The 18,044-nt window shown below is 46.7% G+C and carries 19 protein-coding genes; 13 read left to right on the forward strand and 6 right to left on the reverse strand.

Annotated elements, in window-relative coordinates; genetic code table 11:
- The first annotated feature begins 161 nt into the window (after positions 1-161).
- From MKY95_RS11050 to MKY95_RS11060, 3 genes are read left to right on the forward strand one after another with little or no spacing between them, the layout of a single operon-like run.
- Entirely contained in the window at positions 162-1,583 is a 1,422-nt protein-coding gene (locus MKY95_RS11050; protein WP_076318409.1) for a CapA family protein, read from the forward strand.
- Positions 1,584-1,607: 24 nt separating this feature from the next.
- Positions 1,608-2,360 carry a glycerophosphodiester phosphodiesterase family protein gene (locus MKY95_RS11055; RefSeq protein ID WP_047842367.1) on the forward strand — a complete coding sequence of 251 codons (753 nt, stop codon included), beginning with the start codon at positions 1,608-1,610 and terminating at the stop codon, positions 2,358-2,360.
- A gap of 46 nt (positions 2,361-2,406) precedes the next feature.
- Positions 2,407-3,039 carry a fumarylacetoacetate hydrolase family protein gene (locus MKY95_RS11060; protein WP_076318410.1) on the forward strand — a complete coding sequence of 211 codons (633 nt, stop codon included), beginning with the start codon at positions 2,407-2,409 and terminating at the stop codon, positions 3,037-3,039.
- A gap of 122 nt (positions 3,040-3,161) precedes the next feature.
- Here the strand turns inward: MKY95_RS11060 and MKY95_RS11065 are convergent, their stop codons facing one another.
- Positions 3,162-3,569, reverse strand: a complete 408-nt coding sequence (locus MKY95_RS11065) for a hypothetical protein (RefSeq protein ID WP_036609695.1) — start codon at positions 3,567-3,569, stop codon at positions 3,162-3,164.
- Between the two features lie 386 nt (positions 3,570-3,955).
- Here MKY95_RS11065 and MKY95_RS11070 point away from each other — a divergent pair, with 386 nt between their 5' ends.
- The 9 genes from MKY95_RS11070 (at position 3,956) to MKY95_RS11110 (ending at position 13,407) form a co-directional block, all read left to right on the forward strand.
- Positions 3,956-4,513, forward strand: a complete 558-nt coding sequence (locus MKY95_RS11070) for a MarR family transcriptional regulator (protein ID WP_076318411.1) — start codon at positions 3,956-3,958, stop codon at positions 4,511-4,513.
- Between the two features lie 58 nt (positions 4,514-4,571).
- Entirely contained in the window at positions 4,572-6,020 is a 1,449-nt protein-coding gene (locus MKY95_RS11075) for an aryl-sulfate sulfotransferase (RefSeq protein WP_076318412.1), read from the forward strand.
- A 12-nt stretch (positions 6,021-6,032) separates the two neighbouring features.
- Positions 6,033-7,088 (forward strand): ABC transporter substrate-binding protein, encoded by a 1,056-nt coding sequence (locus MKY95_RS11080; protein ID WP_076318413.1) that lies wholly within the window; start codon positions 6,033-6,035, stop codon positions 7,086-7,088.
- A 27-nt stretch (positions 7,089-7,115) separates the two neighbouring features.
- The gene (locus MKY95_RS11085) at positions 7,116-7,892 is read left to right on the forward strand and encodes an ABC transporter ATP-binding protein (protein WP_076318414.1); all 777 of its coding nucleotides are present in this window, start codon (positions 7,116-7,118) and stop codon (positions 7,890-7,892) included.
- A gap of 17 nt (positions 7,893-7,909) precedes the next feature.
- A complete protein-coding gene (locus MKY95_RS11090) occupies positions 7,910-8,683 on the forward strand; it encodes an ABC transporter permease (RefSeq protein ID WP_074094444.1) in 774 nt (257 codons plus the stop codon).
- A 228-nt stretch (positions 8,684-8,911) separates the two neighbouring features.
- Positions 8,912-9,721 (forward strand): DUF92 domain-containing protein, encoded by an 810-nt coding sequence (locus MKY95_RS11095; RefSeq protein ID WP_076318415.1) that lies wholly within the window; start codon positions 8,912-8,914, stop codon positions 9,719-9,721.
- 13 nt (positions 9,722-9,734) lie between these two features.
- Entirely contained in the window at positions 9,735-10,313 is a 579-nt protein-coding gene (locus MKY95_RS11100; protein WP_036609680.1) for a TetR/AcrR family transcriptional regulator, read from the forward strand.
- A 60-nt stretch (positions 10,314-10,373) separates the two neighbouring features.
- Entirely contained in the window at positions 10,374-12,305 is a 1,932-nt protein-coding gene (locus tag MKY95_RS11105; RefSeq protein WP_076318416.1) for an ABC-F family ATP-binding cassette domain-containing protein, read from the forward strand.
- Between the two features lie 163 nt (positions 12,306-12,468).
- Entirely contained in the window at positions 12,469-13,407 is a 939-nt protein-coding gene (locus MKY95_RS11110; RefSeq protein WP_076318417.1) for a hypothetical protein, read from the forward strand.
- Positions 13,408-13,526: 119 nt separating this feature from the next.
- Here the strand turns inward: MKY95_RS11110 and MKY95_RS11115 are convergent, their stop codons facing one another.
- The 5 genes from MKY95_RS11115 to MKY95_RS11135 all read right to left on the reverse strand — a co-directional run bounded on the left by MKY95_RS11115 (position 13,527) and on the right by MKY95_RS11135 (position 17,620).
- A complete protein-coding gene (locus tag MKY95_RS11115; protein WP_076318418.1) occupies positions 13,527-14,567 on the reverse strand; it encodes a M42 family metallopeptidase in 1,041 nt (346 codons plus the stop codon).
- A gap of 113 nt (positions 14,568-14,680) precedes the next feature.
- The gene (locus MKY95_RS11120; RefSeq protein ID WP_076318419.1) at positions 14,681-15,061 is read right to left on the reverse strand and encodes a lipopolysaccharide assembly protein LapA domain-containing protein; all 381 of its coding nucleotides are present in this window, start codon (positions 15,059-15,061) and stop codon (positions 14,681-14,683) included.
- A gap of 132 nt (positions 15,062-15,193) precedes the next feature.
- Positions 15,194-16,984: an oligoendopeptidase F gene (gene pepF / locus MKY95_RS11125; protein WP_076318715.1), complete on the reverse strand. Its 1,791-nt coding sequence runs from the start codon at positions 16,982-16,984 to the stop codon at positions 15,194-15,196.
- Between the two features lie 213 nt (positions 16,985-17,197).
- Positions 17,198-17,383: a hypothetical protein gene (locus tag MKY95_RS11130; protein WP_036609669.1), complete on the reverse strand. Its 186-nt coding sequence runs from the start codon at positions 17,381-17,383 to the stop codon at positions 17,198-17,200.
- 3 nt (positions 17,384-17,386) lie between these two features.
- Entirely contained in the window at positions 17,387-17,620 is a 234-nt protein-coding gene (locus MKY95_RS11135; protein ID WP_017689395.1) for a hypothetical protein, read from the reverse strand.
- A 162-nt stretch (positions 17,621-17,782) separates the two neighbouring features.
- Here MKY95_RS11135 and MKY95_RS11140 point away from each other — a divergent pair, with 162 nt between their 5' ends.
- Positions 17,783-17,980, forward strand: coding sequence for a cold shock domain-containing protein (locus tag MKY95_RS11140; RefSeq protein ID WP_017689394.1), 198 nt, complete (start codon positions 17,783-17,785; stop codon positions 17,978-17,980).
- Positions 17,981-18,044 lie beyond the last annotated feature (64 nt).

The raw sequence follows: 18,044 nt of genomic DNA on the forward strand, positions 1-18,044 counted from the left end.
CGTAGAATTATCTACTGGAGAGATGGCTTTTTTTATGTGAAGATCTGGAAGCTAACTGAGTTCATACCCTTTCAATCGATACAGTTCCAAGGAATGATGGAAATCCAGAATATGCCTGATATAATGGTATGTATGGCTGTGAAGAAGAAGAGGAGTTGCTTATGTATCCCCCAAGATCAGAGCGAAGCGTAAAGAAGAAAAAAGGTAGTAAACGCACCCGCAATACAATCACAATCATCTGGACAGTTAATATTGTATTGATCATTGCAATTGGTCTGGTGGGCATTTTTTATGTCATTGATACACGTCAGCAACAGGCAGACCAGCCGGTGAAACAAGAAATCGTCGATCAGGATCAGCCTTCCATTGGAGACGATGCCAAAGGCGGCGATCAAGTAACTTATCCAGACTCGGAATCCGATGAGACTTCGGAAGAAGAACACGAAGCTACGGATGAAGAGACAACAGCGGATGCAGATAAGACATCTGGAGTAGCGACACCTGACACTTCAAGCAATACCAATAGTGAGAAAGTAGAATCCGGAACGAAAAAACCTACGGCAACTTCAACACCATCCAGCACCAAGGGAAATGCAGGTGTGGATCAGGAATCAGGGACGTCGAAACCTTCCAATTCAGCGAAGGATGTTACGATTAACTTTGTGGGTGATATTCAATTTTCGGGCAAAGTTGCTGAACTGCTGGATAAAAACGGTTATGATTATCCCTTTGCCAAACTCGGCAGATTATTCAAGGATGATGATCTTACCATCGGTAACCTGGAGACACCAATAACTCAGGGTGGTACCAGTGCAGCTGATAAAACCTATGTCTACAAATCTTCGCCCAAAGCATTGGCGGCAATGGCTTCAGCCGGTTTTGATGCTGTGAATTTGGCTAACAATCATATTCTGGATCAGGGCGTAGAGGGCTTGGTGGATACGTTAACTTATCTCAAGGAATATGGCATAGCTCACACCGGGGCAGGTATGAACAGGGATGAGGCCTATGCACCAGCATATCTGGAACGCAAAGGCATGAAGATTGCATTGCTTGGGTTCTCCCGAGTTGTACCGGAAACGAGTTGGAAGGCGGAAGGCAATCGGGCTGGCGTAGCTGAAGCCTATGATTCCACAGGAGCAGTCAAAGCGATCCAAGAGGCCCGTAAGAAGGCTGATCTGGTCATCGTGGTTGCACATTGGGGAGAGGAACGTGTAAGTACTCCGAATAGTGACCAGACCCGATTGGCTCATGAGTTTGTAGATGCTGGCGCTGATCTGGTCATAGGTGGTCATCCTCATGTGTTGCAAGGGTTGGAGTACTATAAGGGGAAGTGGATTGCATATAGTACGGGAAATTTCATTTTCTCCAGATCAACAACCGAAGAGACGTGGAAAACGGCGGTATTTCAGGCTCGCTGTAGTCAAGATGCAGCTTGCAGCATGAAAGTTATCCCTTATGAGGCCGGGCTAGGTCAGGCCATTCCAATGATTGATGAGGCGAACAAACTGCTGTTGGAACAGATGGCTAAGCTCTCCCCGGGTATTCGATATGATGGGAATGGGGTCGCTTCACCTAATTAACAACCTTTTTGAGGAGGGAATCGAATGAACAACCTTTGTGTAGCGCACCGTGGATTTTCTTCTATTGCACCAGAGAATACGATGGCTGCATTCCTGATGGCCATGGAGCGGCCTGAAGTTCAGTGGATGGAGCTGGATGTGCAGTTGTCGCGTGATGGTGTGCCAGTGGTCATTCATGATTTTACAGTGGATCGCACGACGAATGGCAAGGGCCTGGTACGGGAAACCGATTGGGCTGATCTGCAACGTTTGGATGCCGGAGCATGGAAAAACAAGTCTTACAAAGGCGAACGGATTCCGGCGCTAAGTGAATTGTTAGATCGCTCGTGCGGCAGAGTACGTTTGAACATTGAACTGAAAACGCAGGGAGACATGTACCCGGGTCTGCCTGCGGCTGTTATACATGAAGTGAGAAAAAGACATATGCAAAATGATGTTGTGATCACCTCATTTGAACCAGCCGCTCTGATCGAAGTGAAGAAACTTGCACCGGAGATCCAGACAGGGCTGATTATCGATGCACGACCAGGTGATCTGTTAACCGCATTGCGGCAAATGAATTGTACATTCCTATCGATTGGATACACCAATGTAGACAAATCCTTAATGAACGAGATGCGGAGTGCAGGCATTCGGGTGATGGCTTGGACAGTGGATGACAAGACCATTATGAAGAAACTGGCGGCAGTTGATCCAGAACTGATGTTATGTACGAACCGTCCTGACGTGTGGGAGCTGGCATTTCAGGAGACAAGTAGCCGATTTTTCAGACCTTAACTTTACTATATGCACTAATGAATCCGATAAAGGTGGTAATATACCCATGTTGACTAACATTCGCAATGTATACTGTGTAGGACGCAATTATAAACTTCATGCGGAAGAATTGGGTAACGCGGTTCCGGATGAGCCAATGATCTTTATGAAACCTTCTCATGCAGTCGTGCCCTTGAATGGTGAAACGCTTGAATTGCCTGCTAGCAAGGGTGAAGTTCACTATGAAGCTGAATTGGTCGTGCAAATCGGCCGGAGTTATGAGTCAGGTATGGCGGTAGATGAGCTGGTGGATGCGTATGCGTTTGGTATTGATTTTACGTTACGTGACGTACAGACCGTGATTAAGAAAAAAGGCCACCCGTGGACAGCGGCCAAAGGGTTCAGAAATTCCGCTCCGGTTACTGCATTTCAGGCATTCCCGGGTGCGGCAGCTTTACTGAAGAAAGACTTTACATTGACCAAAAATGGTGAGGAAGTCCAGCGTGGTAACATTCGTAACATGATCTTCAGTTTACAAGATATTGTGGATTATGTAGGTCACCATTACGGCCTGGGGCCGGGCGATGTCATTTTTACAGGAACACCTGAAGGTGTTGGACCAACACAAGCAGGAGATGTGCTCGAACTGGCATGGGACGGCGAATCCTTGGGTGCCTGCACGATTGGGGCAGCGCAATAAGGATTACACATCATACCTGCTTGAGATGAATAGGGTACAAGAAAGGGGCGTGAATACGCTCCTTTTTGCTGTGTTATCGTGGATATATGTTTATATCTTCATCGTACGGATACGCTACTAATTTAGGCCAAGCTGTATGCGGTGTTTGCACTCCGCGTGACCAACTCTTCCAGTTCAGCTTGTTGTGCAGCATGTTGCTCCGAGCTGATACTTCCACTTGCGAGCCGTTCATCCAACTGTTCCTTGAGCTGCCTTACTTGTATAGCAATGACCTCATCCAAATTCCCGTTGTTTTCTTCCGTAATCGTCCTCAGTGATTTGCCGTTGTACAGTTCCTGGTACAGATCCACTTCTGAAGCCTGATTCAGAGCGTCGAGCAGCTCATCACTGCTTCCCTCACGAGTGTCCAAGTCAACGATGGACCATTTAGCAGTAGGTATGGGAGAGATGGCAGACTGGCCCCAGGCTGTTCCAGCGAAGGACATAGTGACAATCATTGTGCCTATAATAATGACTCTTTTCATATTCATATGGATAATCCTCATTTCTTTAGTTGAGTACGAACTGAATCGTAGCTTGTCGTTGATGTAGTTGTAGATGTTTCGATCTGAGAATAGTGTAAACGGGAAACCTGAAGTGAAACTTAAAACAGGATAAGTAATTTCAAACCGGCGGGTAATGACTGTAAAAGTAGATCTATATTTTAATTCTCACTTGACAGGTTGGGTTAGTTGGTTATATGATAATCTCAATTATTTTAATACTCATTAAATGAACAGTGAAATAATTTGAACTGAAAACTGCATTGAGCTGATTGGATCACCAAAGGCTCCTGGGACTACTCCTCTAAGGAATGTCCTCGGGGGCCTTTTTTCGTATCTTTATTGAAGCTTCAAACGATCAGGGAGGTTATGAAATGAGTGATAGAGACTGGGAAGCGTTGGAGCGGACGGATTGGTTATTTCGCAAAATGGTCAGACGATTTGTCAAAGAGCGGGATCGCATCTCTGTAGAAGGTATCAGCCTGCCAGGCATGCTTATCCTGCACAAAATCATTCGTGAGGGAGAACAGCGGCTTGGAGATCTGGCAGAACAGTTGGACTTTACATCCGGTGCCATTACTGCTCTAACCGATAAGTTGGAAAAAAAGGGACTCACCATCCGCAGACGAAAGGAAGACGATCGCCGGACGGTTTTACTGGACATCACATCCAGCGGGCGGGAGATGTATGCGAGAAACAGCAACATCGGTGCCCGATGTATCACGCTTCTGTTTGAGGGTTTTACGAGTGAGGAACTGGAGCAGCAAAGTCAATTCTACGAGCGGGTAGTAGCGAATCTGGAGGGATTCTCGGACACGGTGCTGGAATTGGCGGAGAGCAACGGGATACAAGAACATGATCGGTCCTCCACAAGTGACCTTGAGCAGAAGCAGCGGGACAATGCCGGGAAGAGGAACTATCTCAGTTATTGAGGTTGGGTCAATGTAACGACATTTGATATACCACAAACATTCTAGGGAGAGATGATCAATGGGACACTCAACAATATATCCAACTGGAGCGACGTTATACAATCCGGATAAGGCTTGGGGCGGTTATACCGTTTATCAGGCAGGTGAAGAAGGCGTAGTATTGATCGATATGAATGGCAAGGAGGTTCACCTGTGGAAAGGATTATTAGGTTTTCCGGCCAAAATATTACCTGGCGGCTACGTGCTGGGCAGCACGGGTCGGAGAGATCCGAAGTTCGGTATTCAGGATAATGTCGATCTGGTTCAGGTGGATTGGGACGGCAACATTGTATGGAAATACAATAGCTACGAACACATCGAAGATCCGGGGTATGAGCCACTATGGTATGCCCGCCAGCATCATGATTATCAGCGTGAGGGGAATCCGGTAGGTTATTATGCACCTGGCCTTGCGCCAAAGACGAAGAGTGGTAAAACACTTATTCTGGCTCACAAAAATGTGAGTAACCCGCAAATTTCAGATAAGCCATTGCTTGATGATGCCATTATCGAAGTGGATTGGGAGGGGAAGGTACTCTGGGAGTGGCTGCCTAACGAACACTTTGAAGAATTAGGTTTTGATGAAGCTGCTCGAAATGTCCTGTTCCGTGATCCAAATACACGTTCTTTCGGTCATCTGGGTGGTGGCGTTGGTGACTGGTTACATATTAATTCTGCCTCTTATGTCGGACCCAACCGTTTCTATGAAGAGGGAGACGAACGGTTCCACCCCGACAATATTATCTGGGATGCCAGAGAGGCCAATATTATTGCCATTACAGACAGACAGAGTGGAAAGATCGTGTGGAGATTAGGGCCAGACTATACTTCAACTGAAGCGAAACACATCGGCACAATTATCGGACAGCATCATGCACATATCATTCCCCAAGGTCTACCAGGAGAAGGCAACTTGCTCGTATTCGACAATGGCGGCTGGGCAGGTTACGGCCTTCCAAATCCGGCTTCTCCATTTGGATTGAAACATGCGATTCGGGATCACTCCCGTGTACTGGAGATTAACCCGGTCACTCTGGAGATTGTCTGGCAGTATACATCGGCAGAAGCAGGTTTCTCAGTTCCGACGGATTCTTATAAATTTTATAGCCCATACATCAGTTCCGCCCAGCGTTTACCTAACGGCAACACCCTAATAACCGAGGGTTCCAATGGCAGATTGTTCGAAGTGACTGCGGAGCATGAGCTGGTCTGGGAGTATGTCTCCCCTTACATGGATGGGCGGAATACCAATATGGTCTATCGCTCATATCGAGTTCCTTATCAGTGGGTTCCACAGTTGGAGAAACCGCAGGAAGTTGCCATCGAAGCCATTGATGTCTCCACCTACAGGGTCCCGGGAGCAGCACCCAAAGGTTCTGCATCCATCGTGAGCGTAGAGACAACTCTTCCATTTGTGGAGGGTGCAGCCTGTGTGGCAACGTCGGATGAAGGCAAGTCAGGCGGTTAAGCGTCAAGAATCATGACTAGATCGAATGGGGTGTATATTGTGAGAAAACCATCCATAGTAACCGGCGTATTGATATTATTCTTGGCAACGGCACTCCTATTATCCGGATGCAGTTCAAACGCAGCAGGATCTGGAGCAAAAGACGCTACCGGTAAAAATACCGATAATGTAAAAATTCGAATCGCAGATACAAGTACCAACCCAACGTTCAGGGTAGCCATTGCCAAAGGTTTTTTTGAAAACAGGGGCATTGATGCAGAGAGTATTACGTTTGGCTCACCGGCTGAAGGTGTAAATGCACTATTTATCAAACAGGTAGATATTGCGTACGGGGCGGACTTCCCTGTATTAAATGCTTTGTCTAAAGGGGAATATTCAGTCATCGCTTCTGCAGGCCAGACTACGGATGAAGCGGCAGCCGCCTGGAAGCTGTATGCAAAGGAGGATATTCAGAGTGGAGCGGATTTGAAGGGCAAGAAAGTGAGTTTCATTCGAGGCACATTTATTCCATATCTATGGGATGAATATTTGAAAGATCAGGGGGTGGCGCTGAGTGATGTGACGCAAATTGGTCAGGGGGCTTTTGATGAGGCCTACATCGCACTGAAACAGGGAGACCTTGATGCCGCTTGGGTCATAGGTTCCGCGTTAACCGATAAATTCGATGCACTCGAAGGAGTACACCAGCTGACGGATATGTCTCAGACGCCTATACGCCTTGGTATGGGACTGGTATCAAGTAATGAATTCATCCAGGCAAACCCTGAAAAGATCAGTGACTTCCTTGCGGCGCTGGATGAAGCTTCCACGTATGCTCAAGCGCATCCTGAAGAGGTTGCAGATCTGATGTATCAAGAGACCAAACAGCCTAAAGATGCCACATTAAAAGACCTTCCGATCAATCCATGGGAAGTTGGATTTACGCAGGCTGCTTATGATAGTTTGGCAGGTCAGAAGCAATATATGGTGGACACTGGAATCATCGAACAGGATTTTGATCTCGACTCCAAACTCGATCTGACTTCTCTCCAGCAGGCTCTGCCGGATAAAGTGACATATAGTAAATAATTTATATTCAAATGGGAGGTGTCCGTTATGTCCTTACCTGCAACTCAGCATACCATTCATATTGAACAGCTACGGAAAACGTATCATGCCCCGACCAATGGGGATGTGCATTATATCATTAAGGATGTCGATCTGGTTATCAAGGGAGGAGAGTTCTTTGTCCTGCTTGGTCCCAGTGGGTGTGGGAAGTCAACGCTGCTGAACATGATCGCGGGTTTTATCTCCAAGTCGGGTGGACAGCTCAAGGTAGACAACAAGGAGATCGACAGACCGGGAAGGGATCGGGCAATGGTATTCCAGCAGGCGGATTCATCTCTCTTTCCATGGTTAACTGTGAGGGAAAATGTTGAATTCGGACTTCGAATGTCCAAGGTGCCTAAGACAAAACGACGTGAGATCTCTGATCGATACATCCAGCTTGTGGGACTGAGTGCTCATGAGGGGAAATTTCCGAAAGAACTCTCGGGTGGCATGAAGCAGCGGGTTCAATTGGCCCGGGTACTTGCGAATGACTCGGCGATCTTGCTGATGGATGAGCCATTTGGTGCGCTGGACGCAATGACGCGGCGGACCATGCAGAAAGAACTGGTGAATATTTGGAAAGAAACCCATAAAACCGTTATCTTTGTCACTCACGATATTCAGGAGGCGTTATTGCTTGGTGAGCGCATAGGCATTATGTCTGTAGGTCCGTCTTCGAATATAACGGATATTTACCACAACACGTTACCTTACCCGAGGAACATCGCCTCGTCTGAGTTCAACACTTTGTATGACCGAATTCAAGGCCACTTTGAAGAATAATTGAGGTGATATACAAGATGAAATGGTTGGAGAAAAAATGGGTGTCTATCCCGCTTCTATGGGTAACGGTCATCTTAATCTGGCAGCTGGGTGCCCTTATCTATGGGCCTGACGTAATCCCTGGTCCGTGGCACACGATCCTGGGAGCACGCGAACTGATAGCTGACGGTACGCTGATGGAGTATATCGGAATCAGCTTCACTCGTGTACTGGCGGGCTGGGTACTCGGAAGCATCATTGCTATTCCGGTAGGGCTGATTATTGGCAAAGTTCATCTCATCCGGCTGTTCGCGGAACCGTTCCTTAACTTTATACGTTTTATCCCGCCGATCGCCTTTATTACCTTATTTCTGGTGTGGTTCGGAATTGGTGAGCAATCCAAGATCGCGCTCATTATGTATGCAACCTTCTTCATTGTTGTATTGAATACACTGACAGGTGTACTCTCCGTTGAAGAAGACAAAATCCGGTCGGCCCGCAGTATGGGAGCCAATGAACGGCAGATTCTGCTGCATGTGATTGTTCCGGCGACAACCCCGTATATCTTCACAGGTGTGCGACTGGCGATGGGAACCTCGTATATGGCCATAATCGGTGCTGAGATGATTGCCTCCAATGAGGGAGTGGGTTACTTAATCTGGAACTCCAGACTCTTTTTCCGAACAGATTGGATCTTTGTCGGACTGATTTCCCTGGGTTTTATGGGATTCCTGACGGATCGATTGTTCAACTGGTTTGGTCGCAGAGTACTCTACCGATATGGAGTCATTGGAGGAGCGAAGCGGGTCTGAAACAGAACCTGGGAACACCAAATTCCAGACGTTACTTGAAGAGGGAAGTTATCTTATTTTAACGTTTGATCAATAACCTGTTTTGGCACTTCTACACGAGGCCAAAACGGGTTTTTTGTGTGCTGGCGTAAGGAGTTTCGGCATTGGGATCAAACCGTGGTATAATTGAATTTCAAAAATACAATAAACGTCATGCGGGCTGTACATACGCTGCATGCAGGAGACATTATGGATTGGATTATTGGCGCCGTATGCGCTTCTATGGTGGCAGGTGCTGCCTATGCGAAAAAGTCGCTAACCTTGTCTGGCTGCCTGGCAGCCATCATGATGGGAACGATATATTACGGAGCGGGCAACCTGTTCTGGTTTGGCACGTTATTGTTGTTTTTCATTACTTCAACGTTGCTCTCCAGGTTTCGTAAAGATCGGAAGCAGGAGCTGGAGAAATCCTATGCCAAGTCAGGAAATCGGGATGCCGGACAAGTGATGGCTAATGGTGGAATGGGCATGTTCCTATGTCTGGGATACTGGATATTTCCACATCCGGCATGGGTGTATGCTTTCATTGGTGTAATGGCTACCGTTACATCGGATACATGGGCAACCGAAATTGGGAGTCTCAGTCGCAAGCCGCCGCGCTCTGTTCTCACGTGGAAGGTACTTAAGCCAGGTGCTTCAGGAGGTGTTTCACTTCTTGGCACCGTGGCTGCAGCCGTAGGCGGGGCTCTGATTGGTGCGGGAGCATTCTTGTTTTCCTGGATCGCCGGGATAGAAGGGCTTAGTCTGTTTAGTTGGACTTTTGTCGGTCTTGCAGGCGGGTTGGCAGGGGCTTTTGCCGATTCCTATCTGGGCGCAACGGTGCAGATGATGTATCGTTGTACTGTGTGTGGCCGTGAAGTTGAGGTACATGAACATTGCGGGCATCCAACGGTTCGGGCTCGTGGCTGGGCATGGATGAGTAACGACCTGGTGAACGTGCTTAGCTCGGTGATCGGCGGATGTGTGGCGATTGGTTTAGGTAACATTTTGGCGTTGTAGGGGGGAGTACATTTTGAGCACTGTACAGGGAGACAAATCGGAGGCTATTTTGGATGCGGCCTATGGTATTTTTGGCTCGAAAGGTTTTTATGAGACCAAAATGTCTGATATTGCAGACGAAGCCGGCATCGCAAAAGGCACCATTTATTTATATTTCAAAAGCAAGGAACAATTATTTATCGCAGTATCCAAGCGGGATTGTAACAGTTTTATCAGCCGTCTTGAATATGCTTTGAACTCGTATGAGAACACAGGTGATAAACTTGGAGCAATAGCCAAGACCCACCTTACGTATTATTATGAGCGTCGCAATCATACCAAGCTCTTTTTTATGGCACCCAATAATGATCCGGATCTGATGAAATTCATGAAGGCATTCATGAATCAATACATGAGTATGGTGTGTGAGGTACTGGAGAGTGCAAGTGTACCTGAGCCTGTATTGCTCGCTGAAGCATATATCGGAATTCTGGACCGGCTGAAGATGGATATCATGTTAAATCCAGAGTTTAATGAGGAACATCTGAACAAACGAATTGCTTTTGCAGCAGCATTGTTTCTGGACGGATGCCGTTCTTTTTTACAAGTTTAAAGTAAGTGCGCGGATGTACGTAATATTGAATTTTAATTCACAGAGAAGTGGGTACGAGCAATGAACATAATGACGGTAGAGCAAATTGCAAAAAGTTATGGCGAAAAAATATTGTTCAAGGATGCTTCATTTGGTATGGCTGATCAGGACAAGATTGGTGTCGTTGGTGTAAATGGAACCGGTAAATCTACGTTTTTGCGTGTGATATCTGGTATGGAACCTGCAGACGCGGGACAGATCTCGATCGGTAATGACGTACGTATTCAGTTCCTGGCGCAAAATCCGGATTTCAATCCGGATAATACGGTACTGCAACAAGTATTCGAAGGTGACAGCATGGAAATGAAAACCGTGCGTGAATATACGGAAACGATGGAATTAATGGAACTGAATTCGTCCGATCCAGCGTTGCAAGAGAGATTATTACGTTTGAATCAGCAAATGGAGCAGCTTCAGCTCTGGCAGATGGAGAGCGAAGCGAAGAGCATTTTGTCCAAATTGGGTATTCGTCAATTCGATGCACTGATGGGCACATTGTCTGGTGGACAACGCAAAAGGGTAGCACTCGCTGCTGCGCTGATTCACCCTTGTGAACTGCTCATTCTGGATGAGCCGACGAACCATATTGATAATGATTCGGTCGTTTGGTTGGAGCAGTACTTGCAGAAGCGCCGCGGCGCACTGCTTATGATTACGCATGATCGGTATTTCCTGGATCGTGTGGCGAATGTCATGCTGGAATTGGATCATGGACGTTTGTTCCGATACGAAGCGAACTATACACGTTTCCTGGAACTTAAGGCGGAGCGCGAAGAACGGGAAGCTTCTTCGGAACAGAAGCGTAAGAACTTGCTTCGGACGGAGCTTGCATGGATTCGTCGTGGTGCCAAGGCTCGGACGACGAAACAAAAAGCGAGAATTGATCGCTTCGAACAACTTAAAGATCAACAAGGACTCCAGCGCTCGGGTTCATTGGAAGTATCGGTTGGCTCCACTCGTTTGGGTAAAAAGATTCTGGAGATCGAGCATCTTTCCAAATCCGTCGGTGGCCGCACGCTGATCGAAGATCTGAGTTATATTGCCGTACCTGGAGATCGGGTAGGGATTGTCGGACCGAACGGTAGTGGTAAGTCCACGTTGCTTCAGATGATATCTGGCAAGCTGGAACCCGATGCAGGTGTGGTTGACGTTGGTCCTACGGTCAATCTGGGCTACTTCACACAGGAACATCAGGAGATGGATGAATCACTTCGTGTGATTGAGTACATCAAGGAAGTGGCCGAGAATGTGAAAACAGCTGATGGCTCTCTGATTACAGCATCCCAGATGCTGGAACGGTTCCTGTTTACCCCGGCATCCCAGTGGACGCCAATCTCGCGTCTGTCTGGTGGAGAGAAGCGTCGCCTGTATCTGCTGCGTGTGCTGATGGCTGCGCCGAATGTATTGCTGCTGGATGAGCCGACGAATGATCTGGACATCCAGACACTCGCTGTACTGGAAGACTACCTGGATGATTTCCCCGGTGTTGTCTTTGTCGTATCCCATGATCGCTATTTCCTTGATCGTACTGTGGATAAAGTGCTGTCTTTTGAGGGCAACGGTGCTGTACGTGTGCACGTCGGCGACTACAGTGAGTATGCGGAATGGATGCTGAAAAATGCGCCTGGAGCTAATCAAGAGAGTGATACAGGAGCGGCGAAGGTGAAGCAGTCATCGGAGAAAACGACGCCTGCAGTGTCAGCGGCTAAACCGAAGTTGAAATTCAGCTTTAAGGAGCAACGTGAATACGACCAGATTGATGAAAATATTGAGAAGGCTGAAGCCAATCTTGTCCGGATTAACAAAGAGATGGAAGAGTCATTTAGTGATTCTGCCCGTCTGCAGGAGTTGATGGCGGAGCAGGTTGAGGCTGAACGTCATCTGGATGAATTGATGGAACGCTGGACCGTTCTGAATGAACTTGCAGAGCAGATTGAACAGAGCAAGTCTTGATTTATAACTAAACATCGCCCTTTCTTCTACAGTGACTTTATGTCGCATTGGAGAAAAGGGCGATTTTTTTGTCTGCGAATTTGCGATTTTATGTGAAACGTTCTGTATGTTCATTACGTTGTATAAGTAAAGAATTCCATAGAAGGGAGAGAACACCACACTTATGTATAAAGAAATTAATCAACAGTTGGCAGCGCTCAAGGAAAAGGGGAGAATTTACGAGAAATGGACCAAACGTCTGGAGAAGCTTCAAACGGAGGAAAGCGAATGGGAAGCAAAGGTGAAACGTCGTCTGGAGCATCTCCAGAAGGAGCAGAAGGACGTTGATCGACTGAACAGTATGACATTGTCGGCATTTTTCTATCAACTGATAGGCAAGAAAACAGAGCGTCTGGAGAAAGAAGAGCTGGAACTGATGGAGAGCAAGGCTGCATACGACACCGCTTGTCGCATGTTACAAGACGTACAGGAGCAACGAATTCATGTGGAGCAGGAGTTGGAGGGCGGGCGGCAGTATCAGTACTGGCAGAGCGACTACAACGCGCTGTGGGGGAAGAAGGAAGGTCGTCTGCTGGACCAGGATGCGGAATTGCAACACATGGCTGAGAATCGGGAACATCTGGCGAGTGAGCTTCAGGAACTGGATGAAGCTTTCCGGGAGGGAGAATACCTGCTCTATGCTCTTGAACGTGCCGAGAAGGCTTTGTCTTCGGCAGGTAATTGGGGTGTATATGACATGATGGGTGGTGGAGTGATCTCCACACATATCAAGCGAGGACGAATGGATGACGCTCAGGTCGCCATCATGGATGCAGGTAAGCGTCTACGACGTTTCCAGAAGGAGTTGGAGGATGTAGAGATGGCTGTACACGCGGATCTGCATCTGGGAGGTCTGCTTTCATTCGCAGACTATTTCTTCGATAACCTCTTCGTGGACTGGATGGTTCAGGACAAAATTCGCAAAGCCGAACGTCAGGTGAAGGATGGACTGAGTGCGGTTCGGAAAACCATGCATGTGTTAAGAAATGAAATACGTGACCATAAGGCAGAGTTAGAGATATTGGATCGTAAGTATCATGCATATGTCGAACAGGCAGATTAAAAGACATGACAACAAAGGCCCCTTCCAAGCACACCGAATTGTGTGCTTGGAAGGGGCCTTCTGCTTAGACGAACATGTGGATATTATTCATGACAATTTCGTCGATCAATGATTCTGTTTTACTTGGTTGTAATGTAGGCTGCGAGCAATCGTGCCGTATTCAGGACAGCATCCTTATGTGTACGCTCCATGGAATGAGATGCATGAACTCCAGGACCGATCAGTGCTGCACGGATATTGTTTCCTCCGCGTAATGCTGCACTGCCATCTGAGCCATAGTGGGGATAAATGTCCACGACGTAATCCATTCCATCTTGTTTGGCCAGTTCAATGAGACGGCTAGTCATATCATAGTCATACGGGCCAGAAGAATCTTTGGCACATATGGAAACGTCGGTTTCTTTACAGCTTAGGTCATCACCCATAGCTCCCATGTCTACAGCGATCATTTCACTGATTTCCGCAGGGATATATGATGCGCCATGTCCAACTTCTTCATAGTTCGAGATAAGCAGAGAGACGTTATGTAATGGTTTCCAGCCTTCACGATGTGCAGACTCAAGGATGCCAAAGAGGGCAGCCACGCTGGCTTTGTCGTCCAGATGACGTGATTTGATATAACCACTCGGCGTGATGACTGCGCGAGCATCAAAGGAGATAAAGTCGCCGACAGAGATCCCGAGTTTCAACACATCTTCCTTGGAGGAGACGACCTCATCGATTCGAACTTCCATATGGCTCTCGGACCGTTCAAAGGTACGTGCATCCGGATAGACGTGGACAGACGGATGAAGGGAGAGAATGGTGCCTGTGTATGTTTTTCCATCCCGAGTATGGATGCTGCAATATTCGTTTTCGATACTTTGCATCGAAAATCCACCGACAGAGGTAAGCTTCAATGTGCCGTAGGATGTAATTGAGCGTACCATGGCCCCTAGCGTATCCACGTGAGCGCTTAAAGCGATTGTCTTGGAAGAGTCCTGTCCGGGCAATGTAAGCACCGCACCGCCCTTGTTATTCAGCTCACAGGCGATGCCCAGTGCGGCTGCTTCCTTCCGGATCATCTCGATAATATGATGTGTGTAACCACTTGGGCTTGGTGTATCCAGCAATTTTTTCAGGAAAGACAGAACGTATGATTCATCAATTGTAAAACTCATTGTGTAATTTCCTCCTCGGATCATGGGTATGGTGTGAAACAAAATACAGCCTGTCTGGGGGAGAGAATGTGATACTACCATTCCTGACTCGCCAGCAGGCTGTCTCTGATTGGTTACAGTGTTCCCGTAGGGTTTCCTTTGCGCTGACTCTGGATCGAATCATTCTCCAATAGGCTGTCGGATTCATTTGAGTCAAGCGAATCCATCGATTTGAAAGAATCCAACGTAGATTTGTTTGTCGCGGAACTTTCCAATTCAGTTACACGCAATTTCAATTGCTTGTTCTCGCGTTGCAGTCTGTATTGGCGATAGATGCCATATGACCCTACAATAATTCCACCGATCAGGGTACAGCCGAGAATCAGCAAGATCAGCGGGATTTGTACCGTGTTAAATAACAGGTTGACTTGCACGGAATCCACATTAATAACCGCAAAGATTCCCGTGAGCAGTGCAAAAACAAGACCTGCTATGAGTGCCCATTGCATTTTCATGGTGTTGCCTCCTTGTTGAACAATTGAGAACTAGATATGCATTACCCATATTCGGGTATGTTGCATCTTGCAATGATGATAAAATCCCCTGCCCGAACGGGCAAGGGATGCAGGTCACATGGAAAGACAACCTTATTTGGTTAGTTGCTCCATCTGTTCAATCAATTCCTTGAACACACTCATGGCTTCACGAATTGGCTGTGGTGTAGACATATCCACACCTGCTTTTTTCAGAATGTTGATGGAGTAATCACTTCCACCACTCTTCAGGAAGCCAAGATATCGGTCAACAGCCGGTTGGCCTTCTTCCAGGATTTGCTTGGAAAAGCTTGTTGCTGCGGAGAAGCCTGTAGCATATTTGTAAACGTAGAAGCTGTTATAGAAGTGGGGAATACGAGCCCATTCCATTTCAATTTCTTTGTCAACAGCCATGCCTTCTCCGTGATATTTAACGTTCAGATCATAATAGATCTCGGATAACAATTGTGGTGTTAATGCGTCACCTTGTTCCGCGCGTTCATGAATGATTTTCTCGAATTCAGCAAACATGGTCTGACGGAATACCGTTGTACGGAATTGGTCGGCATAATAGGTCAACAGATACAATTTTTCCTTTGGATCTGTTGATTTGTTAAGCAGATAATCCATCAGCAACGCTTCGTTGGTTGTGGATGCAACCTCAGCCAAGAAGATGGTGTACTGTGCATCACGATACGGAAGTGTTGTATCCGAGTAATGTGAATGCAGAGCGTGACCCATTTCATGTGCGAGTGTGAACATACTGTTCAGGTTATCTTTGTGATTCAACAAGACATACGGGTGAGTGCCGTAAGCGCCCCAGGCATATGCGCCTGAACGTTTATTTTCATTCTCATATATATCGATCCAGCGGTTATCATATCCAGTCTGCAATGCGTCAGCATAGTCCTTTCCGAGTGGTTTCAGACCGTCTTTAACCGTTTGTTTCGCTTCCTCATAGGTAATATCCATTTTGTATTCGTCTACGAGTGGAGCGAACAGATCGTACATGTGCAATTGATCCACACCCAGCAACTTTTTGCGCAGGTCCATATAACGATGCAATAACGGAAGGCTCTCGTGAATGGTGTCTACCAGATTGGTATACACATCCGTTGGGATGTTATCTCCATATAGGGACATTTCCATCACGGAAGGGTACTTCCGAACATTAGCATAGAACATATTTTTGGTTACATTTGCATTCAAGGCAGCCGCAATTGTGTTCTTCTGTTTGGCATAGGTTTCGTATACCGCTTTGAAGGCACGTTCGCGAACTTCACGGTTAGGGTTCTCCAGGAACTGAATGTAGCTGCCGTGTGTCAGCTCAACGTCGTTACCATGTTCATCCTTGATTCTTGGGAACTTGAGATCGGCGTTATTCAGCATGCTGAAGATTGTCTGTGGTGCTTGTGAAAGGTTGCCTACCTGTGCAAGCAAAGCCTCTTCTGCTTGGCTAAGAACGTGGGCTTTTTCGCGTTTCATCTCTTCCAGCGTAAATGTATAAGCAGAAAGTTTTTCGTTCGCAATAAATGCGTCCAACTGATCATCCGGCAGGGAAAGAATCTCCGGTGTGACAAAAGAAAGTGCTTCACCAACCCGTACGCCTAATTTCTGGGCTTTTTGGGACAGGTTTTGATATGTAGGATTCGCTGTGTCTTCATCTTGATGCATACGTGCGTACACAAAGAGGCGTTCTATTTTGAGGCTGATCTCATCTTCGAATTCGAAGCAAGATTTGAGTACATCGGGTTGATTCAGTTTGCCTTGGAATTCGGAGGCCTTCTTGGTCAAAGACGATACTTCTTCATATTCTTGATCCCAGGCTTTCTGATCGGCAAATAAATCTTCCAGTTTCCAGCTATGTTCAGCCGGCACCTCGGAACGTTTCAATAATTGACTCATGGAAATCCCCCTTTGATGATCTGATGAATGTATGGACGAAGCTGCCTTCGTCTCGCTTGCCTGTGCGGAGAGAGACGAAGGAATCAGACTAAGTACCAGGATAACAGATAGCGATTTCTGGTATTTCAACGGCCTTCCTCCTTACGATACGAATAATCTCGTATAGTATGACCTTAGGCACGTTGAAATATTTGAGCATCTGGGTCCCCGTGATTAGGCTCCCATGTTATACAGAAAATAAACGATCAGGAAAAAGGCGAAACAAATGAGCAGGGTAGCAATAAGCGCCATTCCCCGTCTTAATCGATCCGGGATGGAATTGCGTCCCAGAATAAGCACAATACCAAGGGAGAAGGCAAGGATAATGAAGATGACGACATTGCTTGAGTCAAGCTGCATGGGTTAGACCCCTTTGAAGGCAGCCATCAATTGACGCCATTCATCCTCACGGTTCTCAAAATCTGCTTTTGGAAAACGGCGTTCAGCCCAGTGCATTAATGCAGGACGGCTAAGGAATGTATGGCATTCTTCGCCCCACTCTTCCGAAATTTCTCGCAGTACGAGATATTTGCCTTGAACTTCTACGGTCATCATATTCCACTTGTCTGTTTTGTATATTTCATGTTTTTTTATCATAGGTAGTCTCCAAACTAACGGTTTTGGTAAAATGATACCGTACCCTACGATTCAAAGCAAATTTTTTCGACATTTATGGAAAGATAAATTGCAAAATGGAAGCCCATACAGTATAATAAGGGTATTCGCCATAGATGGCGATATTTTTAGGAGGTTTTTCATTTGAAAGGTACAGTTAAATGGTTTAACGCAGAAAAAGGCTATGGCTTTATTTCAGTTGAAGGCGGCGAGGACGTATTCGTACATTTCTCCGCAATCCAAGGAGATGGCTTCAAAACATTGGAAGAAGGTCAAGCGGTAGAATTCGAAATTACTGATGGAAACCGTGGTCCTCAAGCAGCTAACGTAAACAAACTGTAAGAATTTATCCGGCTAACGGACTTCTTATATATTATAAATTTATAGCTGAATATTAAGAACCTAA

The sequence above is a fragment of the Paenibacillus sp. FSL P4-0176 genome (assembly GCF_037975265.1).
Classification (GTDB): domain Bacteria; phylum Bacillota; class Bacilli; order Paenibacillales; family Paenibacillaceae; genus Paenibacillus; species Paenibacillus amylolyticus.

What these genes read in the sequence shown, in the direction of transcription:
- MKY95_RS11050 (WP_076318409.1), top strand. Translation starts at nt 162, where the DNA reads ATGTATCCCCCAAGATCAGAGCGAAGCGTAAAGAAGAAAAAAGGTAGT.
- MKY95_RS11055 (WP_047842367.1), top strand. Translation starts at nt 1,608, where the DNA reads ATGAACAACCTTTGTGTAGCGCACCGTGGATTTTCTTCTATTGCACCA.
- MKY95_RS11060 (WP_076318410.1), top strand. Translation starts at nt 2,407, where the DNA reads ATGTTGACTAACATTCGCAATGTATACTGTGTAGGACGCAATTATAAA.
- MKY95_RS11065 (WP_036609695.1), bottom strand. Translation starts at nt 3,569, where the DNA reads ATGAATATGAAAAGAGTCATTATTATAGGCACAATGATTGTCACTATG.
- MKY95_RS11070 (WP_076318411.1), top strand. Translation starts at nt 3,956, where the DNA reads ATGAGTGATAGAGACTGGGAAGCGTTGGAGCGGACGGATTGGTTATTT.
- MKY95_RS11075 (WP_076318412.1), top strand. Translation starts at nt 4,572, where the DNA reads ATGGGACACTCAACAATATATCCAACTGGAGCGACGTTATACAATCCG.
- MKY95_RS11080 (WP_076318413.1), top strand. Translation starts at nt 6,033, where the DNA reads ATGACTAGATCGAATGGGGTGTATATTGTGAGAAAACCATCCATAGTA.
- MKY95_RS11085 (WP_076318414.1), top strand. Translation starts at nt 7,116, where the DNA reads ATGTCCTTACCTGCAACTCAGCATACCATTCATATTGAACAGCTACGG.
- MKY95_RS11090 (WP_074094444.1), top strand. Translation starts at nt 7,910, where the DNA reads ATGAAATGGTTGGAGAAAAAATGGGTGTCTATCCCGCTTCTATGGGTA.
- MKY95_RS11095 (WP_076318415.1), top strand. Translation starts at nt 8,912, where the DNA reads ATGGATTGGATTATTGGCGCCGTATGCGCTTCTATGGTGGCAGGTGCT.
- MKY95_RS11105 (WP_076318416.1), top strand. Translation starts at nt 10,374, where the DNA reads ATGAACATAATGACGGTAGAGCAAATTGCAAAAAGTTATGGCGAAAAA.
- MKY95_RS11110 (WP_076318417.1), top strand. Translation starts at nt 12,469, where the DNA reads ATGTATAAAGAAATTAATCAACAGTTGGCAGCGCTCAAGGAAAAGGGG.
- MKY95_RS11115 (WP_076318418.1), bottom strand. Translation starts at nt 14,567, where the DNA reads ATGAGTTTTACAATTGATGAATCATACGTTCTGTCTTTCCTGAAAAAA.
- MKY95_RS11120 (WP_076318419.1), bottom strand. Translation starts at nt 15,061, where the DNA reads ATGAAAATGCAATGGGCACTCATAGCAGGTCTTGTTTTTGCACTGCTC.
- pepF (WP_076318715.1), bottom strand. Translation starts at nt 16,984, where the DNA reads ATGAGTCAATTATTGAAACGTTCCGAGGTGCCGGCTGAACATAGCTGG.
- MKY95_RS11130 (WP_036609669.1), bottom strand. Translation starts at nt 17,383, where the DNA reads ATGCAGCTTGACTCAAGCAATGTCGTCATCTTCATTATCCTTGCCTTC.
- MKY95_RS11135 (WP_017689395.1), bottom strand. Translation starts at nt 17,620, where the DNA reads ATGATAAAAAAACATGAAATATACAAAACAGACAAGTGGAATATGATG.